This window comes from Cupriavidus sp. 2KB_3, assembly GCF_052115685.1.
Lineage (GTDB): Bacteria > Pseudomonadota > Gammaproteobacteria > Burkholderiales > Burkholderiaceae > Cupriavidus > Cupriavidus campinensis.
Genome location: NZ_JBFRHD010000006.1, coordinates 223007 through 238605, shown reverse-complemented (window position 1 = coordinate 238605; position 15599 = coordinate 223007). Strand labels below are relative to the sequence as shown.

Here is a 15599-nt window from a genome sequence, read left to right as displayed (position 1 = left end):
TGGCCGATCATCGCTACCGTGCCGGATCTGGCGGATCCAAGCGTATCGACGCACCGCCCCGGCCTGTTATCAACCAGCGGGGAGTGCGCGTGTTTTTTCAGCAGCGTAATGTGAGCCAAGCCGAAATGATTAACGGCAGCCAAGGCGAAAGTGGCAAGGGCAGGACTAACCCTGCCGCGCCGGAGTCGCGCGCATGAACGCGGCAGCTACCCTGCCGAACGGTGCGGCACTGGTCGACAAGCTCAAGGCCAATCCGCGCCTGCCCCTGATGCTGGGCGGGGCGGCACTGGTCGCGGCCATCGCCGTAGGCGTGATGTGGTCACGCACGCCGGACTACAAGGTGCTGTACAGCAACCTGTCCGAGCGCGACGGCGGCGCCGTGGTGGCCTCCCTCCAGCAGATGAACGTGCCGTACAAGTTCGCCGAAGGCGGCGGCGCGCTGATGGTGCCGGCTGACAAGGTGCACGAAATGCGCCTCAAGCTCGCCAGCCAGGGCCTGCCGAAGAGCGGCAACACCGGCATGGAGCTGATGGACAACCAGAAGTTCGGCATCAGCCAGTTTGCCGAGCAGGTCAACTACCAGCGCGGCCTGGAAGGCGAACTCGCCCGCTCGATCGAGTCGATCGGCGCCGTGCAGTCGGCCCGCGTGCACCTGGCCATCCCCAAGCCCACCCTGTTCGTGCGCGAGCGCCAGAAGCCCACCGCGTCGATCGTGCTGCAGCTCTACCCGGGCCGCGCCGTCGATGAAGGCCAGGTCGCCGCCATCAGCCACCTGGTCTCGTCCAGCGTGCCCGAACTCACGCCGAAGTCGATCTCCATCGTCGACCAGCACGGCAACCTGCTCTCCGGCACCAACGACCGCTCGCTGGACGCCAGCCAGCTCAAGTTCGTGCAGCAGGTGGAACAGAACTACGTGAAGCGCGTGGAAGCCATCCTCGCGCCGATCCTCGGCAAGGACAACGTCCACGCCCAGGTCACCGCCGACGTGGACTTCTCGTCCGTCGAGCACACCGACGAAAGCTACAAGCCGAACCAGGACCCGACCAAGGCGGTCATCCGCAGCCAGCAGACCAGCGAGTCGAGCACGCAGGGTGCCTCCCCCGTGGGCGGCGTGCCGGGCGCGCTGTCGAACCAGCCGCCGGCCGCCGCCGTGGCGCCGGTGACCACGCCGCAGCCGCCGCGCCAGCCGGGCCAGCCTAATCCGCCGGCCCAGGCCAACGCGAACCAGACCACGCAGACCGCCGAGAAGACCGGCCCGAGCACCAGCCGCCGCGACGCCACCACCAACTACGAGGTGGACCGCGTGGTGCGCCACGTGCAGCAGGCTCCGGGCGGCGTGAAGCGCCTGTCGGTGGCCGTGGTCGTGAACTACCGCCAGAAGCTCGATGCCAAGGGCAAGCCGGTGACCGAGGCGCTCTCCGCCAAGGAACTGGCCCAGATCGAGAACCTGACCAAGGAAGCAATGGGCTACTCGGCCGACCGTGGCGACTCGTTGAACGTGGTCAACAGCCCGTTCACCGACAACGCGGAGAAGGAACCCGAGCTGCCGCTGTGGAAGCAACCGCAGATGATCGACCTGGCCAAAACCGGCGTCGGCTACCTGCTGCTGGCCATCCTGGCAATGTTCCTGTGGTTCAAGGTGGCGCGTCCGGTGCTGCGCAAGTACACCGCCCCGCCGCTGCCCGCGCCCTCCGAGACGACGGAAGCCGCCGAGGCCGTGCTCCTGCCGCCGGAAGAAGCCCAGAATCCGGAAGTCCTGCGCCTGGCCGCGAAGTACGAAAGCGATCTCGCCCTGGTGCGCGACGCCGCGCAACGCGACCCGCGCCTGGTCGCCAGCGTAATCAAGAATTGGATGGCCCATGACGAACGCCAGTAAGGGAATGCCCGAAAAGGGCCTGCAGAAGAGCGCCATCCTGATGATGGCGATTGGCGAGGACGCTGCCGCCGAGGTGTTCAAGCACCTGTCGCCCCGTGAAGTGCAGGGGCTGGGCTCGGCGATGGCCAGCCTGTCGTCGGTAACGCGCGAGGAAATGGCCGAGGTGCTGGCCGAGTTCCGCGGCGAGACCGAGCAGTACCTGGCACTGAACGTGGACTCCAGCTCGTTCATCAAGAGCGTGCTGAACAAGGCGCTGGGCGAGGAACGCGCGCTGTCCGTGATCGAGGACATCCTGGAATCGCGCGATCCGGGCGGCGGCATCGACTCCCTGAACTGGATGGACGCCACCTCGGTGGCCGAGCTGATCAAGGACGAGCACCCGCAGATCATCGCCACCATCCTGATCCACCTGGACCGCCAGAAGTCGTCCGAAGTGCTGGGCTTCTTCACGGACCGCCTGCGCAACGACGTGATCCTGCGTATTGCCACCTTCGGCGGCGTACAGCCGGGCGCGCTGCAGGAGCTGACCGACGTGCTGACCAAGCTGCTGGCCGGCCAGAGCCTGAAGCGCAGCCGCATGGGCGGCGTGCGCACGGCGGCCGAGATCATCAACCTGATGAGCACGGCCCACGAGGAAGCGGTCATCGATGGCGTGCGCACGCACGACAGCGACCTGGCCCAGAAGATCATCGACGAGATGTTCCTGTTCGAGAACCTGCTGGAAGTGGACGACCGCGGCATCCAGCGCGTGCTCAAGGAAGTGGCTACCGAATCGCTCATCGTGGCGCTCAAGGGCGCCCAGCAGGAACTGCGCGACAAGTTCATCCGCAACATGTCCACCCGTGCGGGCGAGATGCTGCGCGAAGACCTGGAAGCGCTGGGACCGGTGCGTGTGTCGCAGGTGGAGGCCGAGCAGAAGGCCATCCTGCAGGTGGTGAGGCGCCTGGCGGAATCGGGCGAAATCCAGATTGGCGGAGGAGACGATGCCTACGTTTGAGCGCGGCTTTGCCGCCAGCCGCGGGCCCGCCCGCGGCGACACCGGCACCAGCATCGGCAGTGGCGCCGGTGCCAGCGACCCGTTCGACAATTTCAGCGCGTTCGAGCCGCCCAGCCCGGTGCGCGTCCGCTCACGCGGAGACGCCTGGCAGCGCTGGCAGATGGTGTCGCTGGACCCGCGCGACGCGCTGAAGAAGGCGCTCGAGTCCGTCCAGCTGCCCGCCGAGCCGCCGCCCCCGCCGTCCATCGACTTCGAAGCCCTGCATGCGATGCGCGAAGGCGCGCGCAAGGAAGGCTATGCCCAGGGCTACACCCAGGGCCAGACCCAGGGTTATGGCGACGGCCACCGCGAAGGCTATGCGCGCGGCCTGGAATCGGCCCGCAATGAAGCGGCCCGGCTGCAGGAGCTGGCTGGCAACTTCCGCGACGCGCTGGGCCGCGTGGATACCGAGATTGCCGACGCACTGGTCGGACTGGCGCTCGATGTGGCGCGCCAGCTGGTCCGCAAGACCATGGAGACCGATCCCGCCGCGCTGCTGCCCGCCGCGCGCGAGCTGCTGGCGGCCGAGCCGCCGCTCTCCGGCTCGCCCTGCCTGCTGCTGAACCCCGAAGACGTGACGCTGGTGGAAACCCACCTCGCCGGCGAACTGGAAGGCGCCGGCTGGACCGTGCGCGCCGACGCCACCGTAGCGCGCGGCGGCTGCATCGCCAGCGCCGCGAGCGGCGAACTCGACGCCAGCCTGGCCACCCGCTGGAGCCGTGTGATCAAGGCCCTGGGCCGCAACGACCCGTGGGAGCCCCCGCATGCATGACGCCCAGCCCGCCGCGCCGGCCCAGCCGCTGCCCCCGTCGGCAGCCGCTGAGGTCGCTACCGCCGCGCTGCACACCGCGCGCTGGCGCGACGCGCTGACCAGCGCCTCGGCAGGCATTGCCGAGGTCGATAGCAAGCGCGCCTGTGGCCGCCTGACGCGCGCCGCCGGGCTCGTATTAGAAGCCGTGGGCCTGCGCATGCCGGTGGGCAGCGACTGCCTGATCGAACTGCCGGGCACGCAGCACGCCCATGGCGGCCCGCGCACGGCCGAGGCCGAAGTGGTCGGCTTTGGCGCCGACCGCCTCTACCTGATGCCGCAATCGGACGTCGCCGGCCTGGTGCCGGGCGCCCGTGTCTATCCGCTCGAACCGTCGCCGCAGCCGTCCGGCATGGCTTCCCCGCGCGAACCCGGCTCGAAGCGCCTGCCGGTGGGCCACGGCCTGCTGGGCCGCGTGCTCGACGCCGCCGGCCGGCCGCTCGACGGGCTCGGCCCGATCAGCGCCGCCACCGAAGTGCCGCTGGCCGGCCAGCAGATCAACCCGCTGATGCGCGCTCCGATCGACACCGTGCTGGACACGGGCGTGCGCGCCATCAACGGCATGCTGACCGTGGGCCGGGGCCAGCGCATGGGCCTGTTCGCCGGTTCCGGCGTGGGCAAGTCCGTGCTGCTGGGCATGATGGCCCGCTACACCAGCGCTGACGTGATCGTGGTGGGCCTGATCGGGGAACGCGGCCGCGAAGTGAAGGACTTCATCGAGAACATCCTGGGCGAAGAAGGCCGCAAGCGCTCGGTGGTGGTGGCCGCGCCGGCCGATACCTCGCCGCTGCTGCGCATGCAGGGTGCCGCCTACGCCACCCGCCTGGCCGAATACTTCCGCGACCAGGGCCAGCACGTGCTGCTGATCATGGACTCGCTCACCCGCTACGCGATGGCCCAGCGCGAGATCGCCCTGGCCATCGGCGAGCCGCCGGCCACCAAGGGCTACCCGCCTTCGGTGTTCGCCAAGCTGCCCACGCTGGTGGAGCGCACCGGCAACGGCCCCGAGGGCGGCGGCTCCATCACCGCCTTCTACACCGTGCTGACCGAGGGCGACGACCAGCAGGACCCCATCGCCGATTCCGCCCGCGCGATTCTGGACGGCCACATCGTGCTGTCCCGGAGCCTGGCCGAGAGCGGCCACTATCCGGCCATCGACGTGGAAGCCTCCATCAGCCGCGCCATGACCGCGCTGATCGAGCCGCCGCAGTTCGCCTCCGTGCGGCGCTTCAAGCAACTGATGTCGCGCTACCAGCGCAACCGTGACCTGATCAGCGTGGGCGCCTACGTGCCCGGCAACGATCCGGAACTGGACCTCGCAATCCGCCTGCACCCGCGCATGGAGTCGTTCCTGCAACAGGACATCCATGAGCGCGCGGACTACGAGGCTTCCATCGCCCGCCTGCACGATCTCTTCGAGAGGACGCAACATGGCTAAGCACACCCCGCTCAACACGCTGGCCGATCTGGCCCAGGACAACACGGACAAGGCCGCGCGCGAGCTGGGCCGGCTGCAGGGGCTGCGCACGCAGGCCGAGCAGCAGCTCCTGGCGCTGACCGAATACCGCCACGAGTACCGCACGCGCATGCAGGCCATCGCGGCGGAAGGCATGACCTCGGGGCGCTGGCAGGACTTCTCGCGCTTTCTCGACTCGCTCGACCACGCCATCCGCCAGCAGACCGGCGCGCTGGCCAAGGCCGAGGCCGACCTGCTGGCCGGCCGCGCCAACTGGCAGCAGCAGAAGCGCCGCCAGAACTCGTACGACACGCTGATCACCCGCGCCGAAGTGCGCGAGCAGCAGGTTTCCGCGCGGCGCGAACAGCGCGCCAATGACGAATACGCCGCCCGTATCGCCCGCCAGCCGGCGAGCGGCCAGAACTAATCTGCCAAGAAGAACATGATCGATATCAGCCAGCTCGTCGGCAACGCCGGCCTGAAGACCCCGACCTCCGGCGCGGCCGGCGACGCCCGCGCCAGCGCCGAAGCGAATGCGTTCAAGGACGCGCTGACGCGCGCCCGCGACAGCGGCCAGCCGGCCGTGCGCGTGCCCGCCAAGCCGTCCGGCAACGCCGGCAACAAGGCGGACGCCAAGGACACGGCTGCCAAGGACAAGTCGGCCGAAGCATCGACGCAGAACCAGGGCGACACCCAGACGGCACAGGCCAATACGCGCCCGGCCAAGGAGGCCGACGGGAAGATCGACGGGAAGGCCGGCAGCAAGGCCGATGCAGCCACGGACCCCGCGCAGGATGCCGCAGACGGCGAAGACAGCACCGTGGCGTCTGACGCCGCCGCCGCTGCCGCCGCGCTGGCCGCTGCCATGCTGCTGCAACCGCTGCCCCAGCAACCGGCCCCGACCGACAAGACCGCTGCCGACCCCACCGGGCTGAACAGCCTTGCTGGGCTGAATGGCCTGAATGGCCTGGGCGGTCTCAATGGCCAGAGCACGCTGACCGGCCAGGCCGCCGCGCAAGCCGCCGCCGCACAGGCCGCACAGGCCGCCGCCGCAGCTGGCGATGCCGCCGCCCCAGCCCAGACCGACCCGCTCGCGCAACTGCCGGCCACGGCCACCGCCGACGCCACCGCCACCGCCACCGCCAAGGCTTCCACGCCGAGCCCCGCCGACACGCTGGCGACCATCGCCCAGCAACGCGCCGCGCTCCAGGGCACCGCGCCGACCACCGCCGACAAGATCGCCGCCGCCACGCAGCAGGCGCCGGTTGCCGGCGCGCAAGACGCGCGCGGCCAGTCGGGCAGCCACGCGGGCGGCCACACCGGCGGCCAGTCCGGTAGCCAGCAATCGAGCCTCGGCCAGACCGCCCAGCCGGCCCTGCAAGCCACCGCCACGCCGAACGCCAACGCTCCCGCCGCCAACCCGTTCGCCGCCGCAGCGGCTGCGGCGCGTACCGGCGAAGCGGCCGATACCGGCGCCACGAACGCCAGCAGCGCCGCCACGCTGGCCTCGGCCATCGCCGCGCAGGCGGCCGTGCATGCCACGCCGGCCGCCGCCGCAGCCGCCGCGCGTCCGGCCGTCGCGCCGAACGTTGGCGACAGCCAGTGGGCGCAGGCCCTCGGCCAGCAGATGGTGCGCCTGTCCACGCAAGGCAACCAGACCGCCGAACTCGATCTCAACCCGCCCAACCTCGGTCCGCTGAAGGTGGTGCTGAACGTGGTGAACGATCAGGCGCAGGCGCAATTCGTGTCGCCGCACCAGGCCGTGCGCGCCGCCGTGGAAGCCGCGCTGCCGCACCTGCGCACGTCGATGGCGGAAGCAGGCATCCAGCTGGGCCAGGCCTCGGTCGGCTCGGACGGCTTCGCCCAGGCCGGCAACGGCGGCCAGCAGCAACCGCAACGCCAGTCCGGCGGCAGCGCATTCGGCCAGGCTACCGGCTTCGGCAAGGACACGGCGCCCGCCGTGGCCGCTACGCCTGCCCCCCGCACCCCGCGCCCGCTGGCGCGCGGCGAGGTCGATACGTTCGCCTGATGCGCCGGGCATCGGACGGCGCCTGCGGCCAGCAGGTGCCCGTCCGGAACTTCCCCGCACGCGGGGCGGTCAGTTGTGCGACGATCCTGTCTCTTCCTCGCACCCCGCCCCCGACATGTCCCCGCTCCGCCAGACCCTGCTTGCCGCCGCAACCGTCGCCGCATTCTCTGCGCCGCTCGCCCATGCCGCCGACCCGGCATTAGCCACACCATCGGCCACACCATCGGCCACACCATCAGCCACACCGCCCGCCGACAGCGGCCCCGCCTACGGCCCCGAACTCGAAGGCTTCGACTACCCCGCCCCGGTCCAGCGCTACCGCTTCACCTCCCAGGGCGAAGCCATGCAGATGGCCTTTCTCGACATCAAACCCGAGAAGCCCAACGGCCGCGCGGTGGTCCTGCTCCACGGCAAAAACTTCTGCGCCGCCACCTGGCAGGAAACCATCCATCAGCTGAGCGGCGCCGGCTACCGCGTGATCGCGCCGGACCAGATCGGCTTCTGCAAATCGACCAAGCCGGCGCGCTACCAGTACACCTTCCAGCAACTCGCCCGCAACACGCACGACCTGCTGGCATCCATCGGCGTCAGCAACGTGACGGTGATGGGGCATTCCACGGGCGGCATGCTGGCGATGCGCTACGCGCTGATGTACCCGCGCGAGACCCAGCAGCTTGTGCTGGTCAACCCGATCGGGCTTGAGGACTGGAAGGCCAAGGGCGTGCCGCCGCTGTCCGTGGACCAGTGGTACACGCGCGAGCTGGCCACCACCGCCGACCGCATCCGCAACTATGAGAAGGCCACGTACTATGCGGGCCAGTGGCGTGCCGACTACGAACCCTGGGTGCAGATGCTGGCCGGCCTCAACCGGGGTCCGGGCAAGCAGATCGTGGCGTGGAATTCGGCCCTGCTGTACGACATGATCTACACCCAGCCGGTGGTCTACGAAATGGGCGCCATCCAGGCCCCGACCCTCCTGCTGATCGGCGACAAGGACACCACCGCCATCGGCAAGGACGCCGCCCCGCCAGACGTCCAGGCCCGGCTAGGCCGCTACCCTGAACTGGCCAAAATCACGGCCAGCGCAATCCCGAACACCACGCTGGTGGAATTCCCCGAACTCGGCCACGCCCCCCAGATGCAGGACCCGGCGGCGTTTCATAAGGCGTTGCTGGAGGGGATGAAGGCGGTGGGGCGTTGAGCGCCAGGCCCGCTCAGAGGACGGCGCGAAAGCCGACGAGATTCTTGGTCGTCTGCACGAGACCCTGCCGGAGCAGCACGCTCAGGTAGTGGTCCGCTTTCATCGGCGGCTGGCGGAATCGTGCCCGCTGCCGCCGTGCCGCGGTCAGCACGACGCCGGGGTCCAGATTAAACAGGTTGTCGATGAATTCGTCGGGGTGCTGTGCCTCGATGCCGAACGGGTCCAGGGCGGTCTGGGGGAAGTCCTTCTGATTGAAGGTCACGATCACGCTGGCGTTGCAACGAATGGCTGCCGCGAGGACATGGCGATCGCCCGGGTCGGGCAGGACAAGTCCGTCGATCAGGGGCAAGTGCCCGCTCACTACCGAGTCTGGAATCGCTTCGTTCATGAGCCGGACTGTCCGGGTCAGGCGTTCCGCGCTGAGATCCGGCCGGTTCCGCAGCAGGTTGCGCTGCCATTCGTCGTGAATCTCGCGGCTCCAGCGGGCGCGGAAGCTGCCGGTCAGCGCCAGTTCCATCAGGAAGTCCCGCAACGGCGCCGGGTACAGGACACATGCGTCGTACACCGCCGTGAACGGGGAACACCTCATTCGTAGCCCATGCCCAGGTCGCGCGCTTCGCGGGCCAGTGCGTCCATGGCGGCGTCGCTGGTCTCGGCGCGGACGGCCTTGTAGGCCATCAGGTCTGCGAAGCGCACGCGCCGGTGCTTGCCGGTGCGGTGGAACGGCAGCACGCCGTCTTCGAGCAATTTCACGAGATGGGGTCGAGACACGTTGAGGATGTCCGCAGCTTCCTGCGTGGTCAGTTCGGCGTGAACCGGCACGATCTTGACGGCGTTGCCGTTGGCCAGTTCGGCGAGGATGTCGAGCAGCAAGCGTAGCGCCGAGGTAGGCAGCTCGATTTGATGCGCCTCATTGTTCTCGTCGAAGATCTGGATGCGTTGCGTTTCCACACGCGTGGCGAGAAATGCTGCAAGTGCGCGCTGGCCGCGCACGGCGGCCTGGACCTCGCCTTCCAACGGCAGGGTCGTCTTCTGAAGGGTGGGAGAGGTCATGGAAAGCTCCGGTCAGTCAAGCGAATGACCGGAGCTTAATCGAAACAAACGAAAGTCGCAATAAACGAAACGAAGTGTCTCGATGGATACCGCTCAGAACGGCAGCCCGATGTAGTACTTGCCCAGCTCCGTCAGCTGGCCATCGCCGCCGAGCAGGCTGGTGAAGTGCATGTCGTTGTTCCAGCGGCCGGTGAACCAGGCATAGCGGAACACGTCGGCGCGTTGTTCGCAGATGGCGACCATTTCCTTCATCTGCTGTTTCTGTTTCTCGATGGTGTCGATCTGGGCGCCGTCGGCGTTGCTGTGCCAGTTGGCGAACTCGGTTACCCAGAACGGCTTGTTGTATTTCATCAGCCGGTCGAGCTGGCCGCCGAGGCCGTAGTCGTACCAGTGGAAGGCCAGGTAGTCGATGCGCGGGTCGCGGTTGCCGTTGGCGGTGCGATAGGCGGCGTAGAACGCGTCCATCCAGATCACCGGGTCCTGGTAGCCGGGCATGGTGCCCCAGGTGATGGTGGGGCCCACCAGCTTCACGCCGGTGTGGGCGGCAATGGCCTCGTAGCGCGGCCAGACCGTGGCGGCCTGCGCCGGGGTCAGGTTGGCCTGATCGGTGAGGTTCGGCTCGTTCATCAGCAGCAGGTACTTCACGCGCGGATTGGCCAGCAGCCAGGCCTCGATGGCGGCGTCGTTGAAGTTGTCGTTCCAGAGCATGGGAATGAAGTCCATGCTGTAGGTGGTGGTGGCATCGGCGGGCGCCGTGCCGTTGGGCTTGGCGGCCCAGTTGTACCACCAGGACACCCCGGGGGCGAGCGCCGCGAAGTCCTGCGCGCTGACCAGGTCGTAGGCCACGCCCCGCTTGGCGCTCTTGGTCACGCCCGGCGTGCCGGGGTCCGGATTGTTCACCGGCGGCACCGGCGGAACCGGCGGATTCGCCGGCGTCAACGGCGCGCCGGCGCCAGGCGTGCCGCTGGCCGCCTCCTCGCCCCCGCCACCGCAGGCGGCCAGTGCCAGCATGCCGGCGATCAGTCCCGCGCCCAGCATGCGCCGGGCAAGTGCCATCCCGCGCCGTGGCGCGAATTGCTTGGTTTCCATCGTATTGACCCCTTCTGGTTATTCCCGTGCGCGCTATGTTTTTGTCGATTCGCGCTATCGTCCCTTGACGGAACTCGCGGATGATAACGGAAGCGCACTCGGAATCCATGCCGGTTTGCCCATTTACAACGGTGGTCACTGTCCGTTGGCAGCCCGTTGGCACCCCAATAGCGTGAACGCGCTGCACGCCCCGACGCCCGGCCACCCGGCAAGCCGCTATCATCGGCATGCCGCGCCCGCCCGGTCCCCCACCCATCATGACTTTCGACCTCTTCGACGCCCTCCCCACCGACCCCGACACCCCGCCCGCCACCGAGCCCCTGGGCCCGGGCGCCATGGTGCTGCGGGGTTTTGCGCGCGAGGTCGATACCCGCCTGCTGGCCGCCGTGGACCACGTCAGCGCGCAGGCCGCGTTCCGCCACCTGATCACCCCCGGCGGGCTGCGCATGTCCGTGGCGATGACCAACTGCGGCGAGGCGGGATGGGTCTCCGACCGCACCGGCTACCGCTACGACCCCGTCGACCCCGATTCCGGCGCGCCGTGGCCGCCCATGCCCGAGGTGTTTCGCGCGTTGGCCGAGCGCGCCGCCGCCAGCGCCGGCTACCCCGGCTTCGCGCCCGATGCCTGTCTGATCAACCGCTACCTGCCCGGCACGCGGCTCTCGCTCCATCAGGATCGCGACGAACTGGACCTGCGCGCGCCCATCGTCTCGGTCTCGCTCGGCCTGCCCGCCACCTTCCTCTGGGGCGGCCTGCGCCGCGCGGACAAGCCGGCGCGCATCCGGCTCGCCCATGGCGATGTGGTGGTGTGGGGCGGCCCGTCGCGGCTGGTCTTCCACGGCATTGCGCCGCTGGCCGATGACGATCACGCGCTCACCGGGCGCACGCGCATCAACCTGACCTTCCGCAAGACACGCTGAACCGGAAAACACAAGCGACAAATCCTCGCGCCGGGCACCAGTTCCGCCTCCGGCACGCGCCGGAGGCGTGCAGTACGATACGGCACCACGACAAATGGCTGCCGGCGCCAGACGTCAACAATCGCGCGACCGGCATCCGAAGAGACACCGCGATGCCTGCCGATTCGACCCCCGCCTCCCCCGCCGCCAAGCCAACGGCAACGGCAACGCCGACGCCGACGCCGACGCCAACGCCCACGCCCACGCCTACGCCAACGCCAACCGCCCCGCAATTTTCCGGCCGGCCGGCAGACTCCATCCGCGCCGCCCTGCTGATCGCAGCCAGCATTGCCGCAGTCTGGATCGCCGGCCAGGCCGCCGGGGCGCCGCCCGCGCTGATCTGGGCCGGCGCGCTGGTGGTCTCCACCGTGTCCTGCTGGGCCACCGGCGTGCTGCCCGAACCCACCGCCACGCTGCTGTTCTTCCTGTGCGCGGTGGTCCTCCATATCGCGCCCGCGCCGGTGGTGTTCTCCGGCTTCACGTCCACGGCCTGGTGGCTGATGTTCGGCGGCGCGGTGACCGGCGTGGCGCTGCGCGGCACGGGGCTGGCGTTGCGGCTGGCGGACATCATCTTCCACAAGCGCGTCAACACCTATCCGCAGGTGATTGCCACGGTGGCCATGAGCGCGGTGGGGCTGGCGTTCCTGATGCCGTCCACCACGGGCCGGGTGCTGCTGTTGATGCCGATCGTGCTGGCGCTGTCAGACCGTCTCGGCTTCCGGCCCGGATCGAACGGGCGCATCGGCATGGTGCTGACCGTGGCGGCGGCCAGCTACATGCCGCCCACCTCGATCCTGCCGGCCAACATCCCCAACAGCGTGCTGCTGGGCGCGGCCAACTCGCTCTATGGCATCAACCTGAGCTATGGCAGCTACCTGCTGCTGCATTTCCCGGTGCTGGGCGCGCTGAAGACCGTGGTGCTGATCTGGCTGGTCTGCAAGCTGTTCCCGGAGACGGCGGCGATGACGCCGCAGCCGCCCGCCGCACGCACGGCCATGAGCAAGCCGGAGACGCTGCTCGCGCTGCTGCTGGCGCTGGCCGTGGCCGCGTTCGCCACCGACGCCTGGCACGGCATCTCGCCCGCCTGGATCTCGCTGGCGGCGTGCATCGTCTGCCTGCTGCCCGGCATCGGGCTGGTCTCGCCCAAGGCGCTGACCGAGCAGGTGCACCTGGTGCCGCTGCTTTACGTGGCCGGGTTTCTTGGCCTGGGCGCGGTAGTCGAGCACACCGGCCTCGGCACGGCCATCAGCGCCGCACTGTTGCACTGGCTGCCGCTGGCGCCGGGCCACACCGCCGGTAACGTCGGCGCGCTGGGTGCGATGGGGGCCGTACTCGGGCTGATGTCCACGCTGCCCGCGCTCCCCGCCGTGATGACGCCGCTGGCGCGCGACCTGGCCACCGCCACCGGCCTGCCGCTGGAAACCGTGCTGATGTTGCAGGTGCCGGTGTTCTCGACGGTGTTCTTCCCCTACCAGTCGCCGCCCATCGTCATCGCCATGCAGCTGGGCGGCGTGGGCCTGCGGCACGGCACGCGGCTGTGCCTGGCGCTGGCGGCCATCACGGTGGTGGTGCTGCTGCCGCTGGATTACCTCTGGTGGCGCCTGCTGGGCTACCTGCCGTAACCAAACCCCCTGTGGGATTCGGCTGACATCGCGGCGCGCCGTTTGCCGGCAGGCGCCGCGCGGCGGCGTGCGTACCCTCCAAGTGACAGATTCCGATGCTGGCACGAGGATGGAGGCACCATGGGCGACTTTCCGGACAATCGCGGCGCGCACGCCCACCGCCTCGGCACGCTGATCGAGGAGTTCGTCGGCGCCGAGGGCATCCCCCTGCCCGGCCATGGCCAGACACTGGCGCGCTGGCGACTGTTCGCCACCATCGCCGCCGAGCGGGGCGCGGTAGCCATCAAGCTATTCGAGGCCCATGCCGATGCGCTGGCCATCCTCGCCGAAGTTGCCGATGCCACGCCGGCCCCCGACACGCGCTGGGCGATCTGGGCAGCGGAACCGCCCGATGCACGCCTGCGCGTGCGGACCACTGACTCGCCCGACCTCCGCCGCCTCGCGCAACAGGCCGGCCTGACCGCCACCGACCGCTTCACCCCCGCCCGCCTCACCGGCCGCAAGGCCTGGTGTTCCGGCGCCGGCGAGGTCTCGCACGCGCTCGTCACGGGCTGGCTGGATCAGGCGGAGCCCGGCGCGCAGCGGCTGGCCGTCGTCGACATGGCCAGCCCCGGCATCCGCGTCACGCGCGAGGGCTGGCACGCCGTGGGCATGGCCGCCACCGATAGTGGCGATGTCCTGTTCGACGATTGCCCCGCGCTGCTGCTGACCGCGCCGGACGCTTACCTGCGCCGCCCCGGCTTCTGGCATGGCGGGGCCGGTATCGCAGCCTGCTGGCATGGCGCGGCGCTGCCACTGGCCAACGCCGTGGCCCACGCCGTGCGCGCAGCGCTGAAGAAGCGGGACGACCCCCACGCCGCCGCCCACCTCGCCGCCATCGACGGCGACCTGCACGCCAGCGCCGCGCTGCTGCGCGAGACCGCGCGATGGATCGATGACCATCCCACCGAAGATGCTTTCGTGCCGGCCATGCGCGCCCGCACCGTGATCGAGGCCGCCGTGCTGCGCGTGATCCAGCACGCCGGCAACACACTGGGCGCCGGCCCGCTGTGCCGCAACCCGACGCTGGCCGCGCTGTACGCCGACCTGCCCGTGCTGCTGCGCCAGAGCCATGCCGAACGTGACCTCGCCGCGCTGGGCCAGCGGCTGGCGCAGGGCGATAGCGATGTGGGGACGCTATGACCGCTACCGCCACGGACTTCCACGCCATGTTCGAGAACCCCGACCCGTGGGGCCTGGAGTCGCTCTGGTACGAGGCGCGCAAGCGCGACGTGGTGCTCGCCGCGCTGCCCGAGGCGCGCTACGGCACAGCATTCGAGGCCGGCTGCGCCACCGGCATGCTGACCGAGCGCCTCGCCGCGCGCTGCGACCACCTGCTCGCCGTGGATCTCGTGCCCCGCGCCGTGGGCTGCGCGCGCGAGCGCATGGCGCGATACGGGCACGTGAAGGTGGCCACCGCCAACCTGCCGACGGAATGGCCGGATGGAACCGAGGGCCCCTTCGACTTGATCGTGCTCAGCGAGATCGGCTACTTCTTCGACCCCGACGCCTGGCGCGAAACCGCGCAGCGCGCGGCCGGCGCGCTGACCGAGGCAGGCGTAATCCTGGCCTGCCACTGGCTGCGGCCGTTTGCCGGGCGCACGCAGCCCACGCGGCAAGTGCACGCGGCCATCGCGCGGCAACCGGGCCTGTATCGCCATGTGCGGCATCTGGAGCCGGACTTCCTGCTCGAAGTCTGGTCGCGCAACGCGCGGCCGCTCCGCCAGCGGGAGCCAGCATGATCGGCGTAGTCGTGCCCGTTCACAATGAAGAAGACCATCTGGAGGCGTGCCTGCGGGCGCTGGCCATGGCGGCCACCCATCCGGCGCTCGGTGGCGAAGCGGTGCGCGTGGTGATCGTGCTCGACGCCTGCGACGACGGCTCGGCCGCCATCGCCCAACGCCACGCGCCGGAGCGCATCACCTGCCTGACGATTGCCGCACGCAACGTGGGCGAGGCGCGCCGCGCCGGCGCCCAGCACCTGCTGGCCCAGCAGGCGCGCTGGCTGGCATTTACCGATGCCGACAGCCGCGTGGCGCCGGACTGGCTGGTGGCGCAGCTCGCGCTACGCGCCGATGCGGTCTGCGGACTGGTGACGGTGGAGGACTGGAGCCCCCAGCCGCCGCACGTGGCCACGCGGTTTGCCGCGCGCTACCGGCGCGAGGAGGGGCACCGGCATGTCCACGGCGCCAACCTGGGGGTGTGCTCGCATGCCTATCGGCGCGCGGGCGGATTTCTGCCGCATCCGGTCAGCGAAGACGTGGCGTTGATCGAGGCGCTGCAGGCCATCAACGCCCATATTGCCTGGAGCACGCTGCCGCAGGTGACTACCAGTGCGCGGGCGCGTGGCAGGCTGGCCGGCGGCTTTGCCGATCACCTCTCGATGCTGGCCACGCTGCACGAGGGCGAAACGCGTTGCCCTGAGTGAGTC

15 protein-coding genes are annotated in these 15599 nt (G+C 69.7%); 12 read left to right on the top strand and 3 right to left on the bottom strand.

Annotation, left to right across the window (positions count from 1 at the left end):
• Positions 1-193: 193 nt before the first annotated feature.
• From fliF to AB4120_RS08580, 7 genes are all read left to right on the top strand, one after another.
• Entirely contained in the window at positions 194-1876 is a 1683-nt protein-coding gene (gene fliF / locus AB4120_RS08610) for a flagellar basal-body MS-ring/collar protein FliF (RefSeq protein ID WP_149138781.1), read from the top strand.
• On the top strand, positions 1860-2873 hold the full coding sequence (gene fliG / locus AB4120_RS08605; protein ID WP_144202960.1) for a flagellar motor switch protein FliG: 1014 nt from the start codon (positions 1860-1862) through the stop codon (positions 2871-2873). The genes fliF and fliG overlap by 17 nt, the downstream gene beginning before the upstream one ends.
• Entirely contained in the window at positions 2860-3684 is an 825-nt protein-coding gene (fliH, locus tag AB4120_RS08600) for a flagellar assembly protein FliH (protein ID WP_149138780.1), read from the top strand. Before fliG ends, fliH begins: the two co-directional genes overlap by 14 nt.
• Positions 3677-5158 (top strand): flagellar protein export ATPase FliI, encoded by a 1482-nt coding sequence (gene fliI, locus AB4120_RS08595; RefSeq protein WP_262389745.1) that lies wholly within the window; start codon positions 3677-3679, stop codon positions 5156-5158. Before fliH ends, fliI begins: the two co-directional genes overlap by 8 nt.
• Complete coding sequence (gene fliJ, locus AB4120_RS08590) at positions 5151-5603, top strand: flagellar export protein FliJ (protein WP_149138779.1); 453 nt, start codon at positions 5151-5153, stop codon at positions 5601-5603. Before fliI ends, fliJ begins: the two co-directional genes overlap by 8 nt.
• Positions 5604-5618: 15 nt before the next feature.
• Positions 5619-7205 carry a flagellar hook-length control protein FliK gene (locus AB4120_RS08585; RefSeq protein WP_441642143.1) on the top strand — a complete coding sequence of 529 codons (1587 nt, stop codon included), beginning with the start codon at positions 5619-5621 and terminating at the stop codon, positions 7203-7205.
• Positions 7206-7320: 115 nt separating this feature from the next.
• Positions 7321-8406: an alpha/beta fold hydrolase gene (locus tag AB4120_RS08580; protein WP_441642142.1), complete on the top strand. Its 1086-nt coding sequence runs from the start codon at positions 7321-7323 to the stop codon at positions 8404-8406.
• A 13-nt stretch (positions 8407-8419) separates the two neighbouring features.
• On the opposite strand, the gene AB4120_RS08575 is transcribed toward AB4120_RS08580, so the two are convergent.
• The 3 genes from AB4120_RS08575 to AB4120_RS08565 form a co-directional block, all read right to left on the bottom strand.
• On the bottom strand, positions 8420-8995 hold the full coding sequence (locus tag AB4120_RS08575; protein ID WP_149138778.1) for a PIN domain-containing protein: 576 nt from the start codon (positions 8993-8995) through the stop codon (positions 8420-8422).
• On the bottom strand, positions 8992-9459 hold the full coding sequence (locus AB4120_RS08570; RefSeq protein WP_149138777.1) for a helix-turn-helix domain-containing protein: 468 nt from the start codon (positions 9457-9459) through the stop codon (positions 8992-8994). The genes AB4120_RS08575 and AB4120_RS08570 overlap by 4 nt, the downstream gene beginning before the upstream one ends.
• 93 nt (positions 9460-9552) lie before the next feature.
• Positions 9553-10548 carry a glycoside hydrolase family protein gene (locus AB4120_RS08565; RefSeq protein ID WP_262389744.1) on the bottom strand — a complete coding sequence of 332 codons (996 nt, stop codon included), beginning with the start codon at positions 10546-10548 and terminating at the stop codon, positions 9553-9555.
• A gap of 257 nt (positions 10549-10805) precedes the next feature.
• Here AB4120_RS08565 and alkB point away from each other — a divergent pair, with 257 nt between their 5' ends.
• The 5 genes from alkB to AB4120_RS08540 all read left to right on the top strand — a co-directional run bounded on the left by alkB (position 10806) and on the right by AB4120_RS08540 (position 15596).
• Complete coding sequence (alkB, locus tag AB4120_RS08560) at positions 10806-11468, top strand: DNA oxidative demethylase AlkB (protein ID WP_149138776.1); 663 nt, start codon at positions 10806-10808, stop codon at positions 11466-11468.
• Between the two features lie 152 nt (positions 11469-11620).
• A complete protein-coding gene (locus tag AB4120_RS08555; RefSeq protein WP_149138775.1) occupies positions 11621-13129 on the top strand; it encodes an SLC13 family permease in 1509 nt (502 codons plus the stop codon).
• Positions 13130-13249: 120 nt separating this feature from the next.
• Positions 13250-14311 carry an acyl-CoA dehydrogenase family protein gene (locus AB4120_RS08550; RefSeq protein ID WP_262389743.1) on the top strand — a complete coding sequence of 354 codons (1062 nt, stop codon included), beginning with the start codon at positions 13250-13252 and terminating at the stop codon, positions 14309-14311.
• Positions 14308-14910 carry a class I SAM-dependent DNA methyltransferase gene (locus AB4120_RS08545; protein ID WP_149138774.1) on the top strand — a complete coding sequence of 201 codons (603 nt, stop codon included), beginning with the start codon at positions 14308-14310 and terminating at the stop codon, positions 14908-14910. The genes AB4120_RS08550 and AB4120_RS08545 overlap by 4 nt, the downstream gene beginning before the upstream one ends.
• Positions 14907-15596: a glycosyltransferase gene (locus AB4120_RS08540; RefSeq protein WP_149138773.1), complete on the top strand. Its 690-nt coding sequence runs from the start codon at positions 14907-14909 to the stop codon at positions 15594-15596. The genes AB4120_RS08545 and AB4120_RS08540 overlap by 4 nt, the downstream gene beginning before the upstream one ends.
• Positions 15597-15599 lie beyond the last annotated feature (3 nt).

Excerpts from the sequence above, each read along its gene's own strand:
- AB4120_RS08540 (WP_149138773.1), top strand. The coding sequence starts at position 14,907 with ATGATCGGCGTAGTCGTGCCCGTTCACAATGAAGAAGACCATCTGGAG.
- fliG (WP_144202960.1), top strand. The coding sequence starts at position 1,860 with ATGACGAACGCCAGTAAGGGAATGCCCGAAAAGGGCCTGCAGAAGAGC.
- AB4120_RS08565 (WP_262389744.1), bottom strand. The coding sequence starts at position 10,548 with ATGGAAACCAAGCAATTCGCGCCACGGCGCGGGATGGCACTTGCCCGG.
- fliI (WP_262389745.1), top strand. The coding sequence starts at position 3,677 with ATGCATGACGCCCAGCCCGCCGCGCCGGCCCAGCCGCTGCCCCCGTCG.
- fliF (WP_149138781.1), top strand. The coding sequence starts at position 194 with ATGAACGCGGCAGCTACCCTGCCGAACGGTGCGGCACTGGTCGACAAG.
- AB4120_RS08575 (WP_149138778.1), bottom strand. The coding sequence starts at position 8,995 with ATGAGGTGTTCCCCGTTCACGGCGGTGTACGACGCATGTGTCCTGTAC.
- AB4120_RS08585 (WP_441642143.1), top strand. The coding sequence starts at position 5,619 with ATGATCGATATCAGCCAGCTCGTCGGCAACGCCGGCCTGAAGACCCCG.
- fliH (WP_149138780.1), top strand. The coding sequence starts at position 2,860 with ATGCCTACGTTTGAGCGCGGCTTTGCCGCCAGCCGCGGGCCCGCCCGC.
- AB4120_RS08550 (WP_262389743.1), top strand. The coding sequence starts at position 13,250 with ATGGGCGACTTTCCGGACAATCGCGGCGCGCACGCCCACCGCCTCGGC.
- fliJ (WP_149138779.1), top strand. The coding sequence starts at position 5,151 with ATGGCTAAGCACACCCCGCTCAACACGCTGGCCGATCTGGCCCAGGAC.
- alkB (WP_149138776.1), top strand. The coding sequence starts at position 10,806 with ATGACTTTCGACCTCTTCGACGCCCTCCCCACCGACCCCGACACCCCG.
- AB4120_RS08580 (WP_441642142.1), top strand. The coding sequence starts at position 7,321 with ATGTCCCCGCTCCGCCAGACCCTGCTTGCCGCCGCAACCGTCGCCGCA.
- AB4120_RS08545 (WP_149138774.1), top strand. The coding sequence starts at position 14,308 with ATGACCGCTACCGCCACGGACTTCCACGCCATGTTCGAGAACCCCGAC.
- AB4120_RS08555 (WP_149138775.1), top strand. The coding sequence starts at position 11,621 with ATGCCTGCCGATTCGACCCCCGCCTCCCCCGCCGCCAAGCCAACGGCA.
- AB4120_RS08570 (WP_149138777.1), bottom strand. The coding sequence starts at position 9,459 with ATGACCTCTCCCACCCTTCAGAAGACGACCCTGCCGTTGGAAGGCGAG.